The following is a 22,737-nucleotide window of genomic DNA, read 5'->3' on the forward strand; positions in this document are numbered from 1 at the left end:
CGGAGACCCGCTATGACCTACCGCGCGCCCCTTGCCGATTTTCGCCTGCTGCTTGACCGGGTGCTGGGCTTTGATCAGGTGGCGGCAACCGCGCTGTTCGCCGATGCGGCGCCCGAAACGGTCGAGGCGATTCTGACCGAGGCGGCGAAGCTCTGCGAGAACACGCTGGCCCCGTTGAACCGCGCGGGTGACAAGACCCCGGCGCGGCTGGAAAACGGCGTGGTGCGCACCTCTCCCGGCTACAGCGACGGTTACAAGGCCATCACCGAAGGCGGCTGGGTGGGCATGTCGGCCAATCCCGAATATGGCGGCATGGGGCTGCCGATCACGCTGGCGACCTGTGTGAACGACATGATGGGTTCGGCCTGTCTGGCGCTGCAACTGAACCCGCTGATGACGCAAGGCCAGATCGACGCGCTGGAGCATCATGCCTCGGATGAAATCCGGTCGCTTTACATCCCCAAGCTGATCAGCGGCGAATGGTGCGGCACCATGAACCTGACCGAGGCCGGCGCGGGCAGCGATGTGGGCGCGCTGCGCACCCGGGCCGAGCCGAAGGGGGATGGCACCTATGCCATCACCGGCCAGAAGATCTTCATCACCTGGGGCGACAATGATTTCAGCGCCAATGTCTGCCATCTGGTGCTGGCCCGGCTGCCCGATGGCGCGCCCGGAACCCGCGGAATCAGCCTGTTCATGGTGCCGAAATTCCTGCCCAAGCCGGACGGCAGCCTTGGGGCGCGCAATGACCTGAAGGTCGTCAGTCTGGAGCATAAGCTGGGGCTGCACGGCTCTCCGACCGCGGTGATGCAATATGACGGCGCAACCGGCTGGCTGATCGGGGAACCGCACAAGGGCATGGCGGCGATGTTCACCATGATGAACAACGCCCGGCTGGGCGTGGGGATGCAGGGCGTTTCGGTGGCCGAGGCGGCGCTGCAACAGGCGCTGGCCTATGCGCAGGACCGCAAGCAGGGCCGCACGCCGCTGGGTGAGGGGGCGATCATCGACCATGCCGATGTGCGCCGGATGCTGGCGCAGATGAAGGCCGAGACGTTTTCGGCCCGCGCCATCGCGCTGGCCTGCGCCGTGGCGATCGACATGGCGCGCGCCACGGGCGATGCGGCATGGGCGGCGCGGGCGGCGCTGCTGACGCCGATTGCCAAAGCCTACGGCACCGATACCGGCAACGAGGTGGCCTATCTGGGCGTGCAGGTGCATGGCGGCATGGGCTTTATCGAGGAAACCGGGGCCGCACAGTTCAGCCGCGACGTGCGGGTGACCGCGATCTATGAAGGCACCAACGGCATTCAGGCGATGGATCTTGTCGGCCGCAAGATGATGGACGGGGGCGAGGCTGCCTTCCGCCTGATCGACGAGGTCCAGGCGGCGGCCGAGGCGGCACGGGCCGAGGTGCCCGATCTGTCCAAGGATCTCTGGACGGCGGCCGAGGCGCTGCGCGAGGCGACCGAGGCGCTGGTGGCAATGTCGGGGCATGACCGCAATGCCGGGGCGGTGCCCTATCTGCGCGCCTTTGCCCGGGTGCTGGGCGCGCATTACCATCTTGCCGCGGCCTTGGCCGATCGGGCGCGGATGCCGCTGACCCGTTTCGCCATCCGCCGCCTGTTGCCGGAACATGCCGCACTTCTGGCGCAGGTGCGCGAAGGGGCGGAGGGGCTTTATGCCCTGACGCCCGAGGCGCTGGGGCTTTGAATGCGGGGGATGGGCAGATTGCCCATCCTACGCGATACCCTGCGCACCCTGCTGTAGGATGGGCAATCTGCCCATCCTCGTGAAACAGCCCCGCTTGCCCATCCTGCCCGGGCCTGACACAACCGCCGCATGACGGATGCGATCACCTTCCCCTTTCCCGATCCCCCCGCACCCGGCGCGGCCATTGAGGTTGCGCCCGGCATCCTCTGGCTGCGGCTGCCGCTGCCGATGGCGCTGGACCATGTGAACATCTTTGCGCTGGACGATGGCGACGGCTGGACGCTGATCGACACCGGGATGAACAGCGCCCGGTCGCGCAGCCTGTGGGACGTGCTGCTGGCGGGGCCGCTGGCGGGCAAACCGGTGACGCGGGTGATCCTGACGCATCACCACCCCGACCATGTGGGCCTTGTCGGCTGGTTTCAGGCGCGGGGGGCAGAGTTGATCACCACCCGCACCGCCTGGCTTTATGCCCGGATGCTGACCCTTGACCTGCAAGAGCGCCCCTCGCCCGAGGCGATGCTGTTCTACACCCGCGCGGGTATGCCGCCGGACCTTCTGGCCAAACGCGCGGCCGAGCGGCCTTTCAACTTTGCCGATGTGGTGGCCCCCTTGCCGCAGGGGTTCACCCGGCTGGGCGAGGGTGACCGGATCACCGCCGGGGGCCGCCGCTGGCGCGTGCGGCTGGGGCAGGGCCATGCGCCCGACCATATCACGCTCTGGAGCGAGGCCGATGCGCTGGTGATCGGCGGGGATCAGCTTCTCCCCGGGATTTCGGCCAATATCGGCGTCTACCCGACCGAGCCGGAGGCCGATCCGCTGCACGACTGGCTGACGGCCACCCGCAGTTTTCAGCCCCATGCGCGGGACGATCAGCTTGTGCTGCCCGGCCACAAGCTGCCCTTCACCGGCCTGCCTTTCCGCCTGGTCCAGATGGCCGAGAATCACGAACAGGCGCTGGACCGGCTGCGGGCGCGGCTGGTGCGGCCGCACCGCGCCGCCGAATGCTTCCCTGCCCTCTTCAAGCGCGAGATCGGTGCGGATGCCTTTGGCCTCGCCCTTGTCGAGGCGGTGGCGCATCTGAACTATCTCTTGAAGCGGGGCGAGGTTTCACGGACCTTGGGCGCCGACGGGGCCTGGCTTTGGCAGGCCCGCTGAGGGGAGCACCATGGCCGAGACGCGACCTGCCAAACCGAAAGCTGCCAAACCGGCGGCCAAGGCCGAACCGAAGACCCCGGCGGAATGGGCCTATGACCGGCTGGTCCACTATATCCGCAGCTTCGAGACCCAGCTTGACGCCGATCACGAAGTGGCGATGGGCTTTGCCGGCTCGGATGCCGGGGTGCTGACCATCGAGGGCGTGGGCTATTTCGCGCCCGATATCCTGACCTTCTTCGGCCGCGATGAAGAGGGAATGAAGACCCAGCTTATCCAGCATGTCAGCCAGTTGTCGGTGCTGTTGCGCGCCGTGCCCAAATCGCGGCCCGAGGAACCGGCGCGGCGGATCGGGTTCCGGCTGGCCGAAGGGTGGAGCGGGGGCGAGTCGGGCGACGGTTCGGCCTGAGGCCCGCCCCCTAGCTGTGGAACCGCAACAGCCCGGCTACCCCCGCAACGATCAGCGCCATGCCCGCCAGTTGCCGCGCGCTGGTTTTCTGCCCGAAGATCAGGGTTGAAACGCCCTGCGCCAGAACCACCTCGATCAGGGCAAGGGTGCGGACATTGGCGGCGCTGGTCAGGGCAAAGCCCAGAAACCAGAACTGCGAGGCGAAGGCGCCCAGAAACCCCGCCAGCAGCGATTGCCGCCAGACACCGAAACTTGCCCGCAGCGCCGGGCGGGCATAGACCGCCATCCAGAGACCAAGAAGTGCGCTTTGCATCGCAAGGCTGATCACAAGGGTCGAGGTGGCGCGGATCAACTGCCCGCCGTGATCAAGGCTTGTGATGCCGCCGCGAAAGCCGATGGCCGACAGCCCGAACAGCCCCGCCGCTGCAAGCCCGCTCATCGCCGGGCCAAGCGCGGTCAGCCGCGCGCCGGGCCGGACCGTCATCACCAGAACGCCCGCCGTGGCGACAAGGATCGCCGCCAGCGCGGGCAGGGTCAGCGGATCACCCAGCACGGCCCAAGCGATGAGGGCGACCAGAACGGGCTCGGTCTTCAGCCAGGCCGTGGTGACGGCAAAGCTTTGCGACTTCATGGTGACCAGCATCAGTGCCGTGGCGCCGATCTGCGCCAAGGCCCCGATCAGGGTGAAGGCAAGGCTGCGCAGCCCGGGCAGCGGCGGCATTTCGGCGCCGAACCCCACCACCAGCGCCAGAAACAGCACCGCGAAAGGCAGGCCGAACAGGAACCGCACCTGCGTTGCCCCGGCGGTGCCGATCTGTCGTGTCAGCCCGGCCTGCGCCGCATTGCGCCCGGTCTGGGCCAGCGTGGCCAGCAGCGTGACGGGAACCCAAAGCACGCTCAGGCCCGCCGGATCAGGCGGCCGAGCCGGGTTATGCCTTCGTTGATCGCCGCCGCATCGGCGCAAGAGAAGGACAGCCGCAGCGTATTGCCATTGCTGCCATCGGCAAAGAAGGCGCGGCCCGGCACGAAGGCCACCCGCTCGGATTGCAGCGATTGCGCCAAGAGGTCGGCGGCGTCGATATGGGCGGGCAGGGTCAGCCAGATGAACATGCCGCCTTCGGGGCGGGTCCAGGTGACGCCCTCGGGCATCTCACGCGCAAGGGCCGCCAGCATCGCATCGCGCCGGGCGCGGTAGGTTTGGCGCAGGGTGGCGACATGGGTGGGGAAATGGCGGCGGGCGACATGATCGGTCACGATCTGGTTCGTCGTGGGCGAATGCAGGTCGGCGGCCTGTTTCATCAGCACCAGCCGCGAAATCACCGCCGCATTGCCGCAGATCCAGCCCACGCGCAGCCCCGGCGCCAGCGATTTCGAGAAGGAGCCGCAGTAAAGCGTCCGGCACTCCTCGATGCTGCCCTTGCGGGCAATCTCCAGCGCGAGGATCGGCGGAATGGCGGCGCCGTCATAGCGTAGGGTCTGATAGGCGGCATCCTCGACCACCGCGATGTCAAGATCGTCGGCCAGATCAATCACCGCCTCACGCGCGGCGCGGTCCAGCGTTTCGCCGGTCGGATTGGCGAAATCGACCGAGAGATAGGCGAATTTCGCGCGGCCCCCGGCGGCCTCGGCCGCTTCGGCAAAGCTGGCGGCGGGGCGGTTCCCGTTGGGGTCCAGCCGGTCATAGCGCGGCTCATAGGCGTTGAAGGCGCCCAGCGCGCCCAGATAGGTTGGCCAGCCCAGAAGCACGGTATCGCCGGGCGAAATCATCAGCTTGCCAAGGTAATCCAGCGCCTGCTGACTTCCCGAAGTGATCAGGATGTTCTGCGGCCCGCAGGGGATGCCCAGTTTGCCCATCTCGCCCGCGATCCAGTCGCGCAGCGGGTGGTAGCCTTCGGACACCGAATATTGCAGCGCCGCCCCGGCACGGTCATCGGCCAGCGCCTCGGCAAAGGCATTGCGGAAGGCTTCGGCGGGAAACAGCGCCGGGTCGGGAATGCCGCCGGCGAAAGAGATGATGTCGGGCTGATCCAGAAGCTTCAGAAGCTCCCGTATCTCCGACGCCTTCATCCGCGCGTTGCGTGTGGCCAGAACCTTTTGCCAATCCATGACGACCCTCCCCGTCCGTTGGGCGGACCCTGATCCGGTGGGCAGGATATGTCAAGATCATTGACCTATACGGCGCTTGGAACGGTGCGGACCGCAGCCTAGGCTGATCCCGTTCACCACAGAGTCGGGACATCATGCGCAGCATCAAGACCATCCATGTGATTTCCGCCCATGCCGAGGGTGAGGTCGGCGACGTGATCGTGGGCGGTGTCGCGCCGCCGCCGGGCGCAACCGTCTGGGAGCAAAGCCGCTTCATCGCCCACGACCAGACCCTGCGGAACTTTGTCCTGAACGAGCCGCGCGGCGGGGTCTTTCGCCATGTCAACCTGCTGGTGCCGCCCAGGCACCCCGAGGCGCAGGCCGCCTTCATCATCATGGAGCCCGAGGACACGCCGCCGATGTCCGGCTCGAACTCGATCTGCGTTTCGACGGTGCTGCTGGACGGGGGCATCCTGCCGATGACCGAACCCGTCACCGAATTCGTGCTGGAGGCGCCGGGCGGGCTGGTCAAGGTGCGGGCGGAATGCCGGAACGGCAAGGCGGAACGGATTTTCGTGCAGAACCTTCCCAGCTTTGCGCAGAAGCTTTCGGTCCCGCTTGAGGTTGAGGGGCTGGGCAGCCTGACGGTCGATACCGCCTTTGGCGGCGACAGTTTCGTGATGGTGGACGCGCAGGCGCTGGGGTTTTCTTTGGTGCCGGACGAGGCGCATGATCTGGCAAAGCTGGGCGCCCGGATTACCCGCGCCGCGACGGAAAGCCTTGGCTTCGTGCATCCGACCAATCCCGACTGGCGCCATTTCTCGTTCTGTCTCTTTGCCGGGCCGCTGACGCGCGCGGGCGCCGAGCTGCAGGCCCGTTCGGCGGTTGTGATCCAGCCGGGCAAGATCGACCGTTCGCCCACCGGCACCGCGCTGTCGGCACGGATGGCGGTGCTGCACGCGCGGGGGCAAATGGGGCTTGAGGACTGTTTGACGACCGAATCCCTGATCGGCTCGACCTTCTCGGGGCGTATCCTCGGGACGACGACCGTCGGCGGCATCGCCGCCATTCAGCCCGAGATCAGCGGCCGCGGCTGGATCACCGGCATTCACCAGCACATGCTTGACCCCGCCGACCCCTGGCCGGGCGGCTATCGGTTGAGCGATACCTGGGGCGCGCGCTGAGGCGTCAGCCGCCCCGCACCGTATCAATCATCAGTTGCACGTTGGCCGGGTCGGCGTCGGGGGTGATGCCGTGGCCGAGGTTGAAGATATGGGGGCCGTGGCGGAAGGCATCGACCACGCGGCGGGTTTCGCGGATGAGGTCGGGGCCGCCTGTCACCATGTGATGCGGTGCAAGGTTACCCTGCACGCAGCCGTCCTTCTGCACGTTCGCCGCTGCCCATTCCGGCGAAACCGAATTGTCGATGGCCACGCAATCGGCGCCGGTGGCGGCGGCGAAGCCGATATAGCCGTTGCCCGCCTCACGCGGGAAGGCGATCACCGGAATGCCGGGGTGCCGGGCTTTCAGCGCAGCGATGATCCGGGCGGTGGGTTTCACCGCGAAATCGGCGAAATCGGCGCCTTTCAGGCTGCCTGCCCACGAGTCGAACAGCTTCACCACCTCGGCCCCGGCCACGATCTGGGCGGAGAGATATTCCACAGTCGCCTCGGTGATGCGGTTAATCAGCGCGGCAAAGGTGGCGCGGTCAGCGGCCTTGAGCGCATGGGCCGCGCCCTGATCCTTGGACCCGCGCCCGGCGATCATATAGGTGGCCACGGTCCAGGGCGCCCCGGCAAAACCGATCAGCGTGGTTTCCTTCGGCAATTCCCGCGCAAGGATGCGGACGGTTTCATAGATCGGCGCGAGGGTGTCGTGAATCGCTTCGGTCGGGCGCAGCGCCGCGACCTGTGCGGCGGTGGTGGTGGTTTCCATTCGCGGGCCTTCGCCGGTCTCGAACCACAGTTTGGGGCCAAGCGCCTGCGGCAGCAGCAGAATATCGGCAAAGAGGATCGCCGCGTCAAAGCCATAGCGGCGGATCGGCTGCAAGGTGACCTCGGCCGCCAATTCGGGGTTGTAGCAGAGCGACAGGAAATCCCCGGCCTGCGCCCGGGTGGCGCGGTATTCCGGCAGATAGCGGCCGGCCTGACGCATCATCCAGATCGGCGGCGTGGGCAGGGTTTCCCCGGCAAGGGCGCGAAGGATCAGCTTGGTCATGGCACGGCTCCGGTCTGGTCCTGTTGGGGGTGGCCCGGCGCGCGGCGAAATGCAAGGGGCGGATGCGATTTCCTGACGCGCCGCAATGCCACAGCGGGGCACAGGACTTGCCGTTGGGTGCGTGCTTGCACGCACCGATGGCGGGCGGATGGTTGAACGCGGGCGCGGCTGCGGATAAGGCTGGCACATGGCACAGGCACTCCCTTCCCCCGACCGACCCCTGAAAATCGGTACCCGCGGCAGCCCGCTGGCGCTGGCGCAGGCGCATGAAACCCGCGACCGGCTGGCGGCGGCCTTTGGTCTGCCACAGGCTGCGTTTGAAATCGTGGTGATCAAGGTCACCGGCGACCAGATTCAGGACAAGGCGCTGAAAGAGATCGGCGGCAAGGGCCTGTTCACGCGCGAGATCGAAGAGGCGTTGCTGGCGGGCGGCATCGACATCGCGGTGCATTCGATGAAGGACATGCCCACGCTGCAACCGGCGGGGCTGCTGCTCGACTGCTATCTGCCGCGCGAGGATGTGCGCGATGCCTTCGTCTCGCCGCATGTGGCGGCGCTGGCCGATCTGCCGCAGGGCGCGGTGGTGGGGTCGAGCAGCCTGCGGCGGCGGGCGCAACTGGCACACCGGCGGCCCGATCTGCAATTGGTCGAGTTTCGCGGCAATGTGCAGACCCGGATGAAGAAGCTGGCCGATGGGGTGGCGGTGGCGACCTTCCTTGCCATGGCGGGCTTGAACCGGCTGGGCATGGCCGATGCCGCCCGCTCGGCCATTGCGGTGGATGAGATGCTGCCCGCCGTGGCGCAGGGCGCCATCGGGGTCGAGCGGCGGCAGGGGGATGCCGCCGTCGCGGACCTTCTGGCCGCGATCCATGACCGGGAAACCGGGCTGCGGCTGGCGGCGGAACGGGCGTTCCTGTTGCGGCTGGACGGATCGTGCGAAACGCCGATTGCCGGTCTGGCGGTGCTGGAGGGCGATGCCTTGTGGCTGCGCGGCGAGATTCTGCGCCCCGATGGAGCGCGGGTGGTCTCGGGCGAGATGCGCGGCGCGGCGACGGAGGGTGCGGCACTGGGCACCGCGCTGGCCGATGAGTTGCTGGGCCGGGCCGGCCCCGGCTTTTTCGCTTAACGCCGGTCGGCCCGCCAGAGGCCAACCGCGCCCAGAAGGGCCGCAGCCGTGCCCAGAATGGCCGTCAGAAGCGCACCGCCCAGTGCCATGCCGATGGCAAAGATCACGGCGGCCAGAATGTCGCTCACCAGCTTTTGCAGCGCGATCAGCGCCGAAGCGGCACCGGGCCGCCCCTGCATCAGATCCTGATAATAGGCGATGGGCAGGGTCAGGACCGCCGCCCCGCCAAAGCCCGCCAAGAGCGGCAGCACCCAGATCAGGCCCGATCCCGCCAGAAGCGGCATCAGGACCAGATGGGCGCAATAGATGGCGGTGCCAAGGCCGATCTGGGTGATGCGGTCCATCCGCCCGGCGATCCGCGGCAAGAGCAGCATGAAGGGCACCTCCCACCCGGCGACCAGCCCGACATAGAGCGCTACATCCCCCGGCCCGCGCCCCGGCGTGGCATCAAACACCAGCGAGACCAGCACCATATACAGCACCCCCGCGGCATTGATCGCTCCAAGGAGGAGAAGCCGCAGCAGGATGGCGGGCCGCGCGATGGCCGCCAGTGCCGCGCCCTGCGGCGCGATGGCCGTCCGCGGCCGGTCGGCAGGCCAGGACAGCAGCACGAGCGCCACAAGGCCAAGCCCCATGGCGCAGGCGACGCCGTAGACCGACATCACGTCCAGCCCGGCGGCAAAGGCAAAGGTGAAGCCCACCAGCAGCCCAAGGAAGGCCAGCGACATTGCCGCCCGGATCACCGGCTGCACCCGGTCGCGCAGGTCGGGGTCGGCGGCCATTTCCTGCCCCGCCAGTGTGAAGCCCTGCCCGAACAGCGACGAGCCGAGCGGGATCAGCAGCCCATGGGCCAGCATCAGTGTCAACGGCCCGGGGACGAGCCACATCAGCCCCACCCCCGTTGCCGCACAACAGGCGGCGATCAGCGCCAGTTGCCGCCGCCGTCCGCTGTGGTCGCCCCAGATGCCGAAGCCGACCGCCGTCAGCACCGCCACCGCCGAAGCCAGCGCCAGCAGGGCGGCAAAGGCAGTGGGCGACAGGCCCACCCGCTCAATGGCGATCAGCGACTGATAGGGGTAGACGGCGGCATTGAAGCCACCAAGCAGCAGCAACAGCAATGCCAGCATCCGCAGAACCGGCTGGCCGAAAACGGCGGCAAGCGGTGTCAATCGGGGATCACCTTGCCGGGGTTCATCAGATTGGCCGGGTCCAGCGCCGCCTTGATCGCCCGCATCACCGACAGCGCCACCGGGTCTTTGCGCCGCGCCATGGTGGTGCGCTTGGACAGGCCGACGCCATGTTCGGCCGAGAAGGAACCGCCCAGTTCCTGCACCACATCCTCGACCCCCTCGACCACGGCATCGTAAAGCGCGGGGTCGTCGCGGCTGGGAAAGACGGTGTAATGGATGTTGCCATCGCCCAGATGCGCCACCGAAAGCGTGTCGCAGCCGGGGTCCAGCGCGGGCAGCCGCGCCTCGATCCCGGCAAAGAAGGCGGGCACCAGATGCAGCGGCAAGGCGATGTCGGTGTCGATGGTGGGCTGGCGGGCAATGGTAATTTCGGCGGCCAGCTCGCGCCGCTGCCACATGGCCAACCGCTGCGCCTCGGTCTGGGCAATCTCGGCGTCCAGCACGGCGCCCTCTTCGATCAGCCCGGCAAGGGTGTCTTCCAAGAGCGCGGTCAGGGGGATGGACCCGTCGTCGCCCGCCGTGCAGTCGCGCGGGGCGGTGGCGGCGATTTCCACAAGGATATTCGTCTCATACCTTGTGCCGCCAAAGGGCAGTGCCACATCTGGCCGCGCCTCGGACAGGCGCTGCATATAGGTCGCGGGCATGTATTCAAAGGCTTCCACCAGCCCGCCCGTCGCCTCACGCAGGCGGTTCAGCAGGGCCAGCGCATCGGGCAGGCTGCGCGCAGCAAGGGTGGCCGTGGCATAGGCGCGCGGCGCCGGAACCAGCTTCATCACCGCGGCGGTGATCACGCCCAGGGTGCCCTCGGCCCCGATGAACAACTGCTTCAGATCATAGCCGGAATTGTCCTTGTGCAGTTCCGACATCAGGTTCAGTACCCGGCCATCGGCCAGAACCACCTCAAGCCCCAGACAAAGCGCCCGGGTGGACCCATAGCGCAGCACGTTCGAGCCGCCTGCATTGGTGGACAAGACCCCGCCGATCATCGCAGACCCCCGCGCACCAAACCAGAGCGGAAAATAAAGGCCCTGTTCCGCCGCCGCATCATGCAGCCGCGACAGCACCACCCCGGCCTCGACCACGGCAATCCGCGTCTCGGCCCGGATGTCGCGGATGCGGTTCAGCCGCTCGACCGAGAGCATGAGGCCGCCCGTCGTCATCGCGCCGCCGACAAGGCCGGTCAGGCCCGCGACGGGCACCACCGGCACGCCGTGCCGCGCGGCGATGCGCAGCACCTCGACCACTTCGGCGGTGGAGCCGGGACGGGCGACGGCGGCGGGGTTAGGCTCATAGTGACCCGACCATTCGGCGCGGTAGCGGGCGAGGTCGTCCCCCGTCAGGACATGGGCCGCGCCAAGGGCTGCGGCAAGATCGGTGATCAGGGACATGGGGTTCCTCGCTTTGGCGGCAGAATGGCCGGGCAAAGGCGAAAACGCCAGAGGTCCGGGTGCCAAATTTCTTGCAAGAAATTTGCAAAATCCCTGGTCAAGGATTTTGGCTGCGCCCGGCTTCGGCGATAAGGTCAATCACCAGCGGACCCAGCCCGGCAACGATGCGTTTCACCCCTTCGGCATTGGGGTGGATGCCGTCGGCCTGCATGAGGCCCTGCACCGCCGCCGGGTCCGCGCCGCCGTCCAGAAGCGGCGCGAAGAACCCCGGCGCGAGCAGCGCGCCGTATTGCGCTGCCAGTTCGGGATATATCGCGTCAAAGGCGGTCTTATAATCGGGGCCATAATTGCCCGGCGCCTGCATCGCCACCAGCAGCACCGGCAGCCCTTTGGCCTGTGCGCCTTTCAGGATGCCGTCCAGATTGGCGCGGCTTTCCTCGGGCGGCAGGCCGCGCAGCATGTCATTGCCGCCCAGCGTCACGATCAGCGCATCGGTGCCGGGGGCAAGGCTCCACTCCAGCCGCGACAAGCCGCCTGCGGTGGTGTCGCCCGACACGCCCGCATTGACCACCGTCACATCCTGCCCCTGCGCCACCAGCCAATCCTGCAACTGCGGCACAAAGCCCTGCGCGGGGTCAAGCCCGTAGCCCGCCGTCAGGCTGTCGCCCAGTGCCACAATGGTCAGCGGTTCGGCTGCAACCGCAGAAAACATCAGACCCCACGCCATCGTGACATTGCGAAGCCCGCGCAGCACCGCATATCTGAAGGGTGGATGAATGAGGTGGATCATGGGCGAGCCCGTCCTGCGGCTGGAGAATGTCGGTCTGACCCTGAGCGGGAATGCCGGGCCTGTCGAGATACTTAAGGCGATTTCGCTGACTGTCACCCCCGGCGAGACGGTGGGGCTGATCGGCCCTTCTGGTTCCGGCAAATCCTCGCTTCTGATGCTGATGGGCGGGCTGGAGCGGGCGAGTTCGGGGCAGGTTCTGGCCTTGGGGCAGGATCTGGGCGCGATGGACGAGGATGGTCTGGCGCGATTCCGCCGCGGCCGCATGGGCGTGGTGTTCCAGAGCTTTCACCTGATCCCGACCATGACCGCGCTGGAGAATGTGGCCTTGCCGATGGAGATTGCCGGGGTGGCGGGTGCCTTTGACCGGGCGCGGGACGAGTTGGCGGCGGTGGGGCTTGGCGGGCGGACCGGCCATTATCCGGCACAGCTTTCGGGCGGTGAGCAGCAGCGCGTGGCGCTCGCCCGTGCCGCCGCGCCGCGCCCGGCGATCCTTCTGGCAGATGAGCCGACCGGCAATCTTGATTCGGTCAATGGTGCTGCCATCATGGATCTGATCTTTGGCCTGCGCGATCGGCATGGCGCGACCTTGGTGATGGTGACCCATGCGCCGGAGCTTGCGGCGCGCTGTGACCGGGTGGTGCGGCTGGTCGATGGCCGCATCGCGGGGGATGCGGCATGAGTCTGCGGCTGGCCGCCCGCATTGCCCGGCGCGAATTGCGCGGCGGCATCGCGGGGTTTCGCATCTTTCTGGCCTGTCTGGCGCTGGGCGTTGCTGCGATTGCCGGGGTGGGCATGGTGCGCTCGGCCATCGAAGCCGGGATGACCGAGCAGGGCGCGGTGTTGCTGGGCGGCGATGGCGAGGCGCAGTTCACCTACCGCTTTGCCACAGATCAGGAACGCGACTGGCTGGAGGGCATTTCCGAGCGTATGTCGGAAGTGGTCGAGTTCCGCTCGATGGCCGTCGCGGGTGAGGCGCGGGTTCTGACGCAGGTGAAGGCGGTGGATGGCGCCTATCCGCTGCTGGGGCAAGTGGAATTGCAGGCGGGCACGCTGGCGCAGGCGCTGGCCGGGTCGGGTGGCCTGCCCGGCGCGGTGATGGACCCGGTGCTGGCCGACCAGATCGGGCTGGCGGTGGGTGACCGTTTCAAGCTGGGTCTGCAAGAGTTCCGGCTGTCGGGCCTTTTGCGGCGTGAGCCTGACAGCGCCACGGGCGGCTTTGCCCTTGCGCCGCGAACGCTGGTGCGGACGGTCGATCTGGCACAGTCGGGGCTGATTGCACCCGGCACGCTTTATGATACGGCTTACCGTCTGGATCTGCCGGAAGGCGCCGACCTGACCCCCTTGCAGGCCGAGGCCGAGACGCGGTTCCGCGATGCCGGAATGCGCTGGTCCGACAGCCGCCGCCCCGCCCCGGGGGTGGAGCGGTTCGTGGACCGGATCGGCGCTTTCCTGATCCTCGTCGGATTGGCGGGGATGGCGGTGGGCGGCGTGGGGGTGGCTTCGGCGGTGCGGGCCTGGCTGGAGGGGCGGATTTCCACCATCGCCACGTTGCGGACGTTGGGCGCCGACGGGCGGCTGGTGTTCCGCGCCGCCTTATTACAGGTGGCGGTGCTGGCGGTTCTGGGTGTGGTGGCGGGGCTGGCTCTGGGCGTCGGGCTGCCCCTTGCGCTGAAAGGCCCGCTTACGGCGGCGCTGCCTTTTCCGGTGGAGCTTGCCCTCTATCCCCGCCCGGTGATTGAGGCCGGGTTCTATGGCCTGACTTCGGCCTTTCTCTTTGCACTCTGGCCGCTGGCCCGGGCCGAGCGGGTGCGGGCGGCGGCGCTGTATCGCGGCGGGCTCACGGGCGGCTGGCCTGCGGCGCGGCATCTGGTGACGCTGGCGCTGCTGGCGGCGGCGCTGGTGGGCGGGGCGGCATGGGCCTCGGGTGCGTGGATCATGACGGTCTCGGTCGCGGGCGGGGTGCTGGCGGCGCTGGTGGTGCTGGGGCTGGCGGCGCTGGGCCTTGGCTGGTGTGCGCGGCGTGCGGCGCGGCTGCGGGCGATGCAGGGCCGGGTCGCGCTGCGGCTGGCGCTGTCTTCGGTCGGCAGCCCAAGGGCCGGGACGGTGCAGGTGGTGCTGGGGCTGGGCCTTGGGCTGACGGTGCTGGCGGCGGTGGGGCAGATTGACGCCAACCTGCGCGCCGCGATCCAGCGCGATCTGCCGACACGGGCGCCCTCGTTCTTCTTTGTCGATATCCAGCCGGATCAGATCGAACCGTTCAAGGCCATGGTCACCGGCAATCCGGCGGTGTCCAAGCTGGAAAGCGCGCCGATGCTGCGTGGCGTGGTGACCAGGATCAACGGCCGCGATGCGCGCGAGGTGGCGGGCGATCATTGGGTGGTGCGCGGCGACCGGGGCCTGACCTATGCCGACGCCATGCCTGCGGGCACTACCATCACCGAAGGCACATGGTGGCCCGAGGGATACAGCGGCCCGCCGCAGATCAGCTTTGCCGCCACCGAGGCGGCGGAGATCGGGCTGAAGCTGGGCGACCGCATTACTGTCAATGTGCTGGGCCGCGAGATTGAGGCCGAGGTGACTTCGTTCCGGGTGGTGGATTTCTCGAATGCCGGAATGGGGTTCGTGATGTCGATGAACGCGGGCGCGCTGGCCGGGGCGCCGCACAGCCATATCGCCACCGTCTATGCCGAGCCGGAAGCCGAGGCGGCGCTGCTGCGTGAGGTGGCGACGGCCTTTCCCAATGTGACCGCAATTGGCCTGAAGGCGGCCATCGCCCGGGTGGCCGAGGCGCTGACGGCCATCGCGCAGGCCACCACGATTGCCGCAATGGCCACGCTGGTCACCGGCTTTGTCGTGCTGATTGGGGCTGCGGCGGCGGGGGAGGGGGCGCGGGTTTATGAAGCGGCGGTGCTGAAGGTGCTGGGCGCCTCACGCGGGCGCATTCTGGCCAGCTTTGCCCTGCGGGCCGCGCTGACCGGGGCGGCGGCGGGGGGCGTTGCGGTCTTTGCCGGGGGCATGGCGGGCTGGGCGGTGATGCATTTCGTGATGGAGGTGGATTATGCCTTTGACGCGGGCTCGGCCCTGATGATCGTGGCGGGGGGCGTGGGGGCGGTGCTGCTGGCCAGCCTTGCCTTCGTGCTGCGGCCTTTGGGGGTGCGTCCGGCCCGGGTGCTGCGGGCGCAGGATTGATTGTGGAATTTTTCGGTTGAAAAGTTCCATGAGTGGAATATACGTTCCGAAACTGGCCCGCGCCCCGGCGCGCGCCTTGGCATGGAGGATGCAATGACGGTTCGGTTCGGACTTTTGGGCGCGGGGCGCATCGGCAAGGTTCACGCCAAGGCGGTGACGGGCGACGCCAATGCAAAGCTGGTGGCGGTGGCCGATGCCTTCCCGGCGGCGGCGCAGGCGATTGCCGCGCAATATGGCTGCGACGTGCGCACGATCGAGGCGATCGAGGCGGCTTCGGATATTGACGCCGTGGTGATCTGCACCCCGACCGACACCCACGCCGACCTGATCGAGCGTTTCGTGAAGGCCGGCAAGGCGGTGTTCTGCGAAAAGCCCATCGATCTGTCGCTGGACCGGGTGAAGCAATGCCTTGCGGTGGTGCGGGCGCATAAGGGCGTGCTGATGGTCGGCTTCAACCGCCGGTTCGACCCGCATTTCCGCGCCGTGCGGGCCGAGATCGACAAGGGCAGCATCGGGGCCGTGGAAATGGCCGTGATCACCTCACGCGATCCGGGCGCGCCGCCGGTGGAATATATCGGCCGCTCGGGCGGGATTTTCCGCGACATGACGATCCATGATTTCGACATGGCGCGGTTTTTGCTGGGTGAAGAGATTGCCGAAGTGGTGGCAACGGCGGCGGTTCTGGTGGACCCGGCCATCGGCACGGCGGGCGATTTCGATTCGGTGCAGGTGCTGCTGAAAACCGCCAGCGGCAAGCAGGCAGTCATCTCGAACTCGCGCCGCGCGACCTATGGCTATGACCAGCGGATCGAGGTGCATGGGTCGCTGGGTGCTGTTTCGGCGGAAAACCAGCGCCCGGTGTCGATCGAGGTGGCCAATGCCGCAGGCTATACCCGCCCGCCGCTGCATGACTTCTTCATGACCCGCTATACCGAAGCCTATGCCGCCGAAATCGCCAGCTTCATCGCGGCGCTGAACGGCAAGACCGCCGCGGCACCTTCGGGCGAAGACGGGCTGGCGGCGCTGGCGCTGGCCGAGGCGGCGCTGAAATCGGTGGCCGAGGGCCGTGTGGTGAAGCTGTCGGAAATACTCTGAGCGGCCAGAGGTTTCGCCTCTGGCTGACCCCGGAGGGGTTTTGCACCCCTCCGGACCTCCCCGCAGGATATTTGTGGAGAGAGGATGGGGCCGCTCTCAGGGGGCGGGCACCGTCCGCAGTTCCAGTTGCAGGATCGCCGGGCCGGGTCCGCTGTCGCCTTCGCCCTCATCCAGCGCCATGGCAGCGCGGGTGGTCTGGCCGAAACCCGCCTCGGTCAGGGCCGAGCGCAGGCCCCCCTTGGGCACTTCGCGCGTCATGTCGAGGCTGTCCTGCGCCAGAAAACTCAGGTCTTCGACCGGCGATTGCGGCGCGGCGGGGGTCATCACCACCACCATCCGCTCTTGTCCCAGCACGGCATCGCTGATCTTGAACAGGCCCTTTTTCAGCGTGTCGCCCGGTTGCAGGCGGCCCGAGAACCAGTGGCTGATCGACCAGTCGGCGCCGATATAGAGGACGTTCACATCCACCGGAATGTCCATGTGGTTCTGTGCCAGCACATGCACCTGATCTTCGGGGATCAGCCGCGGCACACCCGAGGCGGGCATCGGCGCGAGGTTGTTCTTGTCCGGCCCGGTCAGCATCTCGACCGACACGTCCAAGCCATCGGCGCCCACCGCGCCCGCCATCTTCATCAGGTTCATCGCCTTGGCCATGGCGCCCAGCGTATCGGCCAGCGTGGCGCCCAGCGTTGCGGCATCCTTGTCGGCGGTTGACACCGAAGGCGTGGTGGCCAGGTCTTCGGCCAGCCCGGTTTCGGGCAGCACCCAGATCGCATCGGGGCGGGGGCTGCCCGGCAGCACGGCAAGCCGCAGGTCAGCCTCGGGCGCCCCGGCGGGGACAAAGGAAATGCGGGGACCGGCGGCCTCCGTCAGGGCCTGCATAGCGGCGGCCAGCGCATCGGCGGGGGCGGAACCCGCTTCGGGCAGGGCCACGGTCAGGCTGAAGTCGAGGTCGGTGCCGATCTTGCGCAACATTAGCCCCTTGGGGAGTTCGCCGGGCAGGCTCTTGCCATCTTGCACAACGGGTTTGGCGGTGGCGGTGAAGGTGTCTACCGTCTCCAGCGCGACATAGCCCAGCGCCGCCTCGGTCGCATCCGCGGCACTGGCCATCACCGCCAGCACATCGCCCGGGGCCAGCCCGTGCAGGCTGCCTGCCGGGATGGTGAAACTGTCGTCGCTGCGGGTGGCGGCCCATTGCGCCACGCGGGCGCCCTTGGTTCCGGCAAAGGCCACCTGATCGAGGTCGCCTTCGAACATCGGGGTCGAGCGGGCGAGCGATTTGGTGGCATATTTGCGCAGCACCTCTTGCCCGATCTGGCCATAGGTGGCCTGCGGATATTCGGCCAGCACCTCGAACAGGGTATAGGTGAAGACGCCTTGCGGAATGCGGCCCGGCTTGCCCTTGGGCAGATTCTTTTCCGGGGTCACCTCATTGGTCTGGGCGGCGTAGAAGGCGACGAAACTGCCAGTGCCATCGGCATCGTTCAGGGCATCGACCGGCGCTTCGGGCTGGGCGCGCGGGTCTTCCAGACTGCGGGTCGTCACCTCCATCGCATCGGCGGAAAGACCCAGCGCCTCGGGCGGGAGCTGCCGGGTGCGCACCTCTTCGTCACCATCGGGGGCGCCGCGCGTCACGGTGCCGGAATGACAACTGTCGAACACCGCCCAGACATTGGCGCCCTTGCCGCGCAGCGCGTCGATCATCTGGCCGATCTCGTCATCGACAAGGCCGTTTTCCACGGCGCTGACCTCATTCGACCAGGGGCCGATGTCGGTGGGCAGGAACAATTCATCCAGCCCGTCCAGCTCGCTCTCGGGGTCGGCGGCGGGGGCCTGGGTGCCATGGCCGGAGAAATGCAGATAGACGAAATCGCCGGGCTGCACCTTGTCGGCCAGCGCCGCCATCTGTTCGCGGATCGCGGCCAGTGTGGGCGCCTGCGCGCCTTCGACCCCATCGGCCAGCACGGCGACATTGCCGGGGGCAAAGGGCACCGGCGCCTCGGTGGTCAGCCAAGTCTGCACCAGCTTCACATCGTTGGCCGGGCCTTTCAGCCAGTATTTCTCGTCCAGCCCGGGATAGGTGCTGGCCCCGATCAAAAGCGCGTAATTCTCACGCGCCAGCGCCGGAAGCGCCATGAGCGTCAGGGCCGAGGTCAGAAGCAGACGGCGCAGCATGGCATCCCCCTCAGTTCGTCATCAGCGCGTAATTGGCGCCCTGTGGACCGTTGTTTTCCACCTTCATCACAAAGCCGCCGGTCTGGTCGGGACGCCAGCCGCAATAGGCGATATGGCTCTTGTCGGTGTCGGAGCAAACCAGCCGCCCCTGTGCATCATAGACGGTCAGGTTCAGGTCGGTGGCATCCTTCGCCTCGACATAGACTTCGGCATATTCGCCGCCGACGAACTCGACAACCGGATAGGTGTCATTGCCGCCATTGCCCAAGGCGCCGATGTTGTAGACCGGACCCGAGGAGACGCCCTTGCTGCTTTCGGCGCGCACATCGTCGATCAGGCCCAGAAGGGTGTCATCGCCCTCGGCCAGAGTTTCGGCGCTGGCCAGCATCTCTTCCCAACCCAAGGGGGCATCGTCCACGGGCGTCGCTCCTTCGGCCAGAAGGCTGCCTTTGGCGGGGTTCAGCGTCTTGCGCAGCTTGGCGGCGGAAAGGATCAGCAGGGGATCGCCCATCTCGACCCCGGTTGCATAAAGCGCGGCGGAAAGCTGTGCCGTCTTGACCGGAGACAGGGGTTCCGCCCCGGCAGGAAAGGCAAGGGCGGCGGCGAAGGCGGCGGCAAGAAAGGGTTTCATGGTGTGGTCCCCGAAAGGCAATGGACAGGTCATGCACCATAGATGCGGCCCCGCCCGGCCCCTGTAAACAAGTGATTTTTCCATGACGGCTTTTGTCACGGGCCTGTCAGGAACCCGCTTGCTAGCTTGGCCTCACCGAACGAAACGAGGTTTCACAGCATGACGATCCGCCGCATTCACCCCAGCCTGCAACCGCGCGCCCGCCGCTGGCTGGCCGAGATTCTGGCGGGGGCTTTCGTGCTGGTTACCGCGCTCGCCACCACGCAGGGCCGCGCCGCGGAAGTGCCGCTTGAGGCGGCGATGGCCACGGTTTTCACCGTGCATTCGGCGGATGATGCCGACACCTTCCTTGGTTCGGCCTTCCTCTGGGGGGCGGCGGGCGAGGTGGCGGTGACCAATGCCCATGTGGTGAAGGAGGCCGCCGAAGTGCGTCTGCGCGATGCGGCGGGCCATGAAGAGATTGCAACCGTTCTGGCGCGCGACCCTGTGCGCGACGTGGCGGTGCTGCAGGTTGAGCCGGGGCGGAGCGGGTTGACCCCCTCGACCGCAAAGCTTGGGCTCGGGGCGGAGGTCTGGGCTCTGGGGGCCCCGCTTGGCATCGAATTTTCGGTGACCGAGGGCATGATCTCCGCCCTAAACCGTCAGGTCGATCCGGCGGCGCCGGTTCTGATGCTGCAACATGATGCGGCGGTGAACCCGGGGTCGTCGGGCGGGCCGCTGGTGGACGACACGGGCGCGCTGGTGGGGATGAACAGCCAGATCGCCGACGGCAGCCGGATGTTCGTGGGCATCGCCTATGCCATTCCCGCCGCCGAACTGGCGCGGATCGTGGACGGGCTGATTGCGGAAACCTTGGCCCCGGTGCCCGCGCTGGGCCTGCGCGCCCGTCCGGTGGACCGGCAACTGGCCGAGGTGCTGGGCGTGGCCCCGACCGGCCTTCTGGTGGATGAGGTCGAGGCGGGCGGACTGGCCGAGCGCGCGGGCCTGATGGCAGGGGATATCCTGCTGGCCGTGGGCGGACGGGCGCTGGACCATGCGGGCGACTTGCCCTTTGCGCTGGAGGCGGCGCAACCGGCGGGGCAGGCCGATCTTGCGGTGATGCGGACGGGGCGGATGCTGCTGCTGCCGCTGTCTCTGGAGGTGGAAGAGGCGGCGCCGACCCTGCGCGAGGTGTCAGGCGGGGTGCCGCAGAAGGTCACCTCTTACACGTTGGCCGCGCTGGGGCTGACGCTGGACGCTGCGGGGGTGATCACCGATGTCACGGTCAATTCGCCCGCCAATTTCGCCGGGCTGGCGGCGGGTGACCGCATTCTTGCGGTGAATGGCCAGCCGGTGGAACCGGGCGATCTTGCCGCAGTCACGCTGGACGCTGCCGCCTTGTTCCTGCTGGAAAATTCCGCCGGAACCCGCCATGTTCTCTTGGACCCCTACGGGCAGGGCACCGGCCTGCGCGCCATTGGCGGCGCGAATGTGCTTGACCCGGATGTGGTCGTGTTCTGAAAATCGGCGCAAAGGGAGTTCACCATGGACCGCATCCTGATTGTCGAGGATGACCCGGAAACCGCCGAGGCCGTCGCGCAGGAAGTGCGTGCGCTGGGCTGCGAGCCGGTCTGGCTGGCGACGCTGGACGAAGGCGTTGCCGCCTCATCCCAGGATTTCCGGGTGATCGTGCTGGACCGCATGTTGCCGGGGGGCGATGGGGTCGAGGCGATGGCGCGCATCCGCGCCGGGGGCAGCCGGGCGATGATCCTTGTGCTGTCGGCGCTGGGCCGGGCGGCGCAGCGGGTGGAGGGGCTGGAGAAGGGCGCGGATGATTATCTGCCCAAGCCCTTCGAGCCGGAAGAACTGCGCGCCCGCCTGCGCGCCCTGTTGCGGCGCGGCACGATTGAGGTGCTAGACAATGACCTTCTGGCCTTTGGCGATCTGGAAATTCGGCTGAAGGCGCGCACGGTGCATGTCCGCCGCGCCCATGTCGCCGTCAGTCCGAAAGAGTTTGAACTGATCACCTATTTCGCCCGCAATGCCGGGCAGGTGGTGACGCGGATGCAGCTTCTGGAAAACGTCTGGAAGCTGCATTTTGATCCCGGCACCAATGTGGTGGACGTGCATGTCGGCCGCTTGCGCCGCAAGCTGGAAGAGGCGGGTTCTGCCGCGATCCAGACCGCCCGGGGCGAGGGCTATGTCTTTGCACCGCTGAAGGCGGGATGAGCGAAAACCGCCCTCTTGCTGCAAGGGCCACGCTGCGGCTGGCGCTCTTGATGGCGGCGGCGGTGGCGGCGCTGTCGCTGATGGCGATGGCGCTGCAATACCGGCTGGTGGAAACCCGGATGACCGAGGCGGCGCGGGCGACGCTGACCGCCGATCTGGGCGGCTATGCGGCGCTCTATGAACAACGCCGGATCATCGCGCTGCGGCAGGCGATCGAATATCGCGCGGCGGCGCCCTCGGGCGCGGAAATGCTTTTGCTGCTGGACCGCCGGGGCAATGTGTTGGCGGGGACCGAAGCGCAATGGCCTGCTGGGCTGACGGCGCAGGGCGCGGGGTTCACCGTTGATCCGGCTGAGGAGTTTACCCAAGGCGGCACCCGTTGGCTGGCCGTCGCGCGGGAATTGCCGGGGGGGTTCCCGCTGCTGGTCGCGCGCTCGCTGGCGCCGGTCGATGCCACACTGGCCAGCCTGCGGCGCGGCATGGCGGCGTTGGGGCTGGCGCTGTTGCTCGCGGGCGCCGGGGTGGGCTGGCTGGCCGCGCGTTCGGTCATGCGGCGGATCGGGCGGCTGAACGATCTGGCCGACCGGGTGGCGGGGGGCGAACTGTCGGCCCGCCTGCCCGGGCCGCGCAGCCGCGACGAATTTGGCCTGTTGGAAACCCATGTTCACGGGATGCTGGACCGGATCGAGAACCTGAATCGCGCCACGCACCGCCTCTCGGACACGATCGCCCATGAACTGCGCACCCCCCTCAACCGGCTGATGCAGAAGCTGGGCCGGATCGAGGGGCAGGAAGAGGTGGTGGACGCCCTGCGCAGCGAAATCCGCCAATCGATCCGGGTCTTTGACTCGCTTCTGGATATCTCCCGGGCCGAGGCCGATCAGGGCTCGGGCGGCGGTCTGGTGCCGGTGGACCTGTCGGAAGTGGCGCAGGAGGTCTGGGAGCTTTACGAACCCATGGCCGAGGACAAGGGCCTGCTTGTGCAGGCCGATGTGGCGCCGGGGCTGCGGGTGCTGGGCGACCGTAACCTGATCGCGCAAATGCTGTCGAACCTGATCGACAATGCCATCAAATATTGCGGCCCCGGCGACAGCCTGCGCCTGACCCTGACCGAGGGCGCCGACCGCCATCTGATGCAGGTGGCCGACACCGGCCCCGGCCTGCCCGAAGACCTGCGGGCAGAGGCGTTTGACCGCTTTACCCGGGCCGAGCGGGACCGGGGGATCAAGGGCCATGGGCTTGGCCTCGCGCTGGTGCGCGCGATTGCCGCGCGCCATGGCGCCAAGCTTGAGATGCCTGCGGCGGAAAAGGGGTTTGTGCTGGATATCGGCTGGCCTAAACTCGCCTCCTGACGGGGGAGTGGGCC

19 protein-coding genes are annotated in these 22,737 nt (G+C 67.7%); 11 read left to right on the forward strand and 8 right to left on the reverse strand.

Annotated features, from left to right (window positions below; all coding sequences use genetic code 11):
- Positions 1 to 12: 12 nt before the first annotated feature.
- The 3 genes from HS053_RS02150 to HS053_RS02160 all read left to right on the forward strand — a co-directional run bounded on the left by HS053_RS02150 (position 13) and on the right by HS053_RS02160 (position 3,277).
- The gene (locus HS053_RS02150; RefSeq protein ID WP_174209532.1) at positions 13 to 1,713 is read left to right on the forward strand and encodes an acyl-CoA dehydrogenase; all 1,701 of its coding nucleotides are present in this window, start codon (positions 13 to 15) and stop codon (positions 1,711 to 1,713) included.
- 129 nt (positions 1,714 to 1,842) lie between these two features.
- Positions 1,843 to 2,871 (forward strand): MBL fold metallo-hydrolase, encoded by a 1,029-nt coding sequence (locus HS053_RS02155; protein WP_174209533.1) that lies wholly within the window; start codon positions 1,843 to 1,845, stop codon positions 2,869 to 2,871.
- Positions 2,872 to 2,881: 10 nt separating this feature from the next.
- Complete coding sequence (locus HS053_RS02160) at positions 2,882 to 3,277, forward strand: DUF6173 family protein (RefSeq protein ID WP_174209534.1); 396 nt, start codon at positions 2,882 to 2,884, stop codon at positions 3,275 to 3,277.
- Between the two features lie 10 nt (positions 3,278 to 3,287).
- On the opposite strand, the gene HS053_RS02165 is transcribed toward HS053_RS02160, so the two are convergent.
- Both HS053_RS02165 and HS053_RS02170 read right to left on the reverse strand, forming a co-directional pair.
- Positions 3,288 to 4,172, reverse strand: a complete 885-nt coding sequence (locus HS053_RS02165; protein ID WP_174209535.1) for an EamA family transporter — start codon at positions 4,170 to 4,172, stop codon at positions 3,288 to 3,290.
- Between the two features lie 2 nt (positions 4,173 to 4,174).
- Positions 4,175 to 5,383 carry an aminotransferase-like domain-containing protein gene (locus HS053_RS02170; RefSeq protein WP_174209536.1) on the reverse strand — a complete coding sequence of 403 codons (1,209 nt, stop codon included), beginning with the start codon at positions 5,381 to 5,383 and terminating at the stop codon, positions 4,175 to 4,177.
- Positions 5,384 to 5,517: 134 nt separating this feature from the next.
- Between HS053_RS02170 and HS053_RS02175 the strand changes: the two genes are divergently transcribed.
- Positions 5,518 to 6,546: a trans-3-hydroxy-L-proline dehydratase gene (locus HS053_RS02175; RefSeq protein WP_174209537.1), complete on the forward strand. Its 1,029-nt coding sequence runs from the start codon at positions 5,518 to 5,520 to the stop codon at positions 6,544 to 6,546.
- A 4-nt stretch (positions 6,547 to 6,550) separates the two neighbouring features.
- Here HS053_RS02175 and hemE read toward each other — a convergent pair whose 3' ends face one another.
- Positions 6,551 to 7,579 (reverse strand): uroporphyrinogen decarboxylase, encoded by a 1,029-nt coding sequence (gene hemE, locus HS053_RS02180; protein WP_174209538.1) that lies wholly within the window; start codon positions 7,577 to 7,579, stop codon positions 6,551 to 6,553.
- Positions 7,580 to 7,766: 187 nt separating this feature from the next.
- On the opposite strand from hemE, the gene hemC reads away from it, so the two are divergent.
- A complete protein-coding gene (hemC, locus tag HS053_RS02185) occupies positions 7,767 to 8,705 on the forward strand; it encodes a hydroxymethylbilane synthase (RefSeq protein ID WP_174209539.1) in 939 nt (312 codons plus the stop codon).
- Here hemC and HS053_RS02190 read toward each other — a convergent pair.
- The 3 genes from HS053_RS02190 to HS053_RS02200 form a co-directional block, all read right to left on the reverse strand.
- Positions 8,702 to 9,874: an MFS transporter gene (locus HS053_RS02190; protein WP_174209540.1), complete on the reverse strand. Its 1,173-nt coding sequence runs from the start codon at positions 9,872 to 9,874 to the stop codon at positions 8,702 to 8,704. The genes hemC and HS053_RS02190 overlap by 4 nt on opposite strands.
- Positions 9,871 to 11,283 (reverse strand): FAD-binding oxidoreductase, encoded by a 1,413-nt coding sequence (locus tag HS053_RS02195; RefSeq protein ID WP_174209541.1) that lies wholly within the window; start codon positions 11,281 to 11,283, stop codon positions 9,871 to 9,873. Before HS053_RS02195 ends, HS053_RS02190 begins: the two co-directional genes overlap by 4 nt.
- A 97-nt stretch (positions 11,284 to 11,380) precedes the next feature.
- Positions 11,381 to 12,073 carry an arylesterase gene (locus HS053_RS02200; protein ID WP_241699718.1) on the reverse strand — a complete coding sequence of 231 codons (693 nt, stop codon included), beginning with the start codon at positions 12,071 to 12,073 and terminating at the stop codon, positions 11,381 to 11,383.
- On the opposite strand from HS053_RS02200, the gene HS053_RS02205 reads away from it, so the two are divergent.
- The 3 genes from HS053_RS02205 (at position 12,072) to iolG (ending at position 16,357) form a co-directional block, all read left to right on the forward strand.
- Positions 12,072 to 12,752 carry an ABC transporter ATP-binding protein gene (locus tag HS053_RS02205; protein WP_174209542.1) on the forward strand — a complete coding sequence of 227 codons (681 nt, stop codon included), beginning with the start codon at positions 12,072 to 12,074 and terminating at the stop codon, positions 12,750 to 12,752. The genes HS053_RS02200 and HS053_RS02205 overlap by 2 nt on opposite strands.
- Entirely contained in the window at positions 12,749 to 15,262 is a 2,514-nt protein-coding gene (locus HS053_RS02210; RefSeq protein ID WP_174209543.1) for an ABC transporter permease, read from the forward strand. The genes HS053_RS02205 and HS053_RS02210 overlap by 4 nt, the downstream gene beginning before the upstream one ends.
- Positions 15,263 to 15,355: 93 nt before the next feature.
- Positions 15,356 to 16,357, forward strand: coding sequence for an inositol 2-dehydrogenase (gene iolG / locus HS053_RS02215; RefSeq protein ID WP_174209544.1), 1,002 nt, complete (start codon positions 15,356 to 15,358; stop codon positions 16,355 to 16,357).
- Positions 16,358 to 16,453: 96 nt separating this feature from the next.
- On the opposite strand, the gene HS053_RS02220 is transcribed toward iolG, so the two are convergent.
- Together HS053_RS02220 and HS053_RS02225 are read right to left on the reverse strand one after the other, a co-directional pair.
- Entirely contained in the window at positions 16,454 to 18,532 is a 2,079-nt protein-coding gene (locus HS053_RS02220) for a caspase family protein (protein WP_174209545.1), read from the reverse strand.
- A gap of 10 nt (positions 18,533 to 18,542) precedes the next feature.
- Complete coding sequence (locus HS053_RS02225; RefSeq protein WP_174209546.1) at positions 18,543 to 19,163, reverse strand: hypothetical protein; 621 nt, start codon at positions 19,161 to 19,163, stop codon at positions 18,543 to 18,545.
- Positions 19,164 to 19,322: 159 nt separating this feature from the next.
- Here HS053_RS02225 and HS053_RS02230 point away from each other — a divergent pair, with 159 nt between their 5' ends.
- Genes HS053_RS02230 through HS053_RS02240 form a run of 3 tightly spaced genes read left to right on the forward strand, consistent with a single transcriptional unit; the run spans position 19,323 to position 22,723 of the window.
- On the forward strand, positions 19,323 to 20,663 hold the full coding sequence (locus HS053_RS02230; RefSeq protein WP_174209547.1) for a S1C family serine protease: 1,341 nt from the start codon (positions 19,323 to 19,325) through the stop codon (positions 20,661 to 20,663).
- Between the two features lie 24 nt (positions 20,664 to 20,687).
- Positions 20,688 to 21,371: a response regulator transcription factor gene (locus tag HS053_RS02235; protein WP_174209548.1), complete on the forward strand. Its 684-nt coding sequence runs from the start codon at positions 20,688 to 20,690 to the stop codon at positions 21,369 to 21,371.
- Positions 21,368 to 22,723, forward strand: coding sequence for a sensor histidine kinase (locus HS053_RS02240; RefSeq protein WP_174209549.1), 1,356 nt, complete (start codon positions 21,368 to 21,370; stop codon positions 22,721 to 22,723). The genes HS053_RS02235 and HS053_RS02240 overlap by 4 nt, the downstream gene beginning before the upstream one ends.
- Positions 22,724 to 22,737: the final 14 nt, after the last annotated feature.

The sequence above is a fragment of the Tabrizicola fusiformis genome (genome assembly GCF_013328815.1).
In the GTDB taxonomy this organism is placed as follows: Bacteria; Pseudomonadota; Alphaproteobacteria; order Rhodobacterales; family Rhodobacteraceae; genus Fuscibacter.

Bases quoted from the DNA above. Each gene is read 5' to 3' on its own strand.
- HS053_RS02160 (WP_174209534.1), top strand. From the start codon at position 2,882: ATGGCCGAGACGCGACCTGCCAAACCGAAAGCTGCCAAACCGGCGGCC.
- HS053_RS02170 (WP_174209536.1), bottom strand. From the start codon at position 5,383: ATGGATTGGCAAAAGGTTCTGGCCACACGCAACGCGCGGATGAAGGCG.
- hemC (WP_174209539.1), top strand. From the start codon at position 7,767: ATGGCACAGGCACTCCCTTCCCCCGACCGACCCCTGAAAATCGGTACC.
- HS053_RS02150 (WP_174209532.1), top strand. From the start codon at position 13: ATGACCTACCGCGCGCCCCTTGCCGATTTTCGCCTGCTGCTTGACCGG.
- HS053_RS02200 (WP_241699718.1), bottom strand. From the start codon at position 12,073: ATGATCCACCTCATTCATCCACCCTTCAGATATGCGGTGCTGCGCGGG.
- HS053_RS02155 (WP_174209533.1), top strand. From the start codon at position 1,843: ATGACGGATGCGATCACCTTCCCCTTTCCCGATCCCCCCGCACCCGGC.
- HS053_RS02240 (WP_174209549.1), top strand. From the start codon at position 21,368: ATGAGCGAAAACCGCCCTCTTGCTGCAAGGGCCACGCTGCGGCTGGCG.
- HS053_RS02225 (WP_174209546.1), bottom strand. From the start codon at position 19,163: ATGAAACCCTTTCTTGCCGCCGCCTTCGCCGCCGCCCTTGCCTTTCCT.
- iolG (WP_174209544.1), top strand. From the start codon at position 15,356: ATGACGGTTCGGTTCGGACTTTTGGGCGCGGGGCGCATCGGCAAGGTT.
- HS053_RS02195 (WP_174209541.1), bottom strand. From the start codon at position 11,283: ATGTCCCTGATCACCGATCTTGCCGCAGCCCTTGGCGCGGCCCATGTC.
- HS053_RS02175 (WP_174209537.1), top strand. From the start codon at position 5,518: ATGCGCAGCATCAAGACCATCCATGTGATTTCCGCCCATGCCGAGGGT.
- HS053_RS02210 (WP_174209543.1), top strand. From the start codon at position 12,749: ATGAGTCTGCGGCTGGCCGCCCGCATTGCCCGGCGCGAATTGCGCGGC.
- HS053_RS02230 (WP_174209547.1), top strand. From the start codon at position 19,323: ATGACGATCCGCCGCATTCACCCCAGCCTGCAACCGCGCGCCCGCCGC.
- HS053_RS02235 (WP_174209548.1), top strand. From the start codon at position 20,688: ATGGACCGCATCCTGATTGTCGAGGATGACCCGGAAACCGCCGAGGCC.
- hemE (WP_174209538.1), bottom strand. From the start codon at position 7,579: ATGACCAAGCTGATCCTTCGCGCCCTTGCCGGGGAAACCCTGCCCACG.
- HS053_RS02220 (WP_174209545.1), bottom strand. From the start codon at position 18,532: ATGCTGCGCCGTCTGCTTCTGACCTCGGCCCTGACGCTCATGGCGCTT.
- HS053_RS02205 (WP_174209542.1), top strand. From the start codon at position 12,072: ATGGGCGAGCCCGTCCTGCGGCTGGAGAATGTCGGTCTGACCCTGAGC.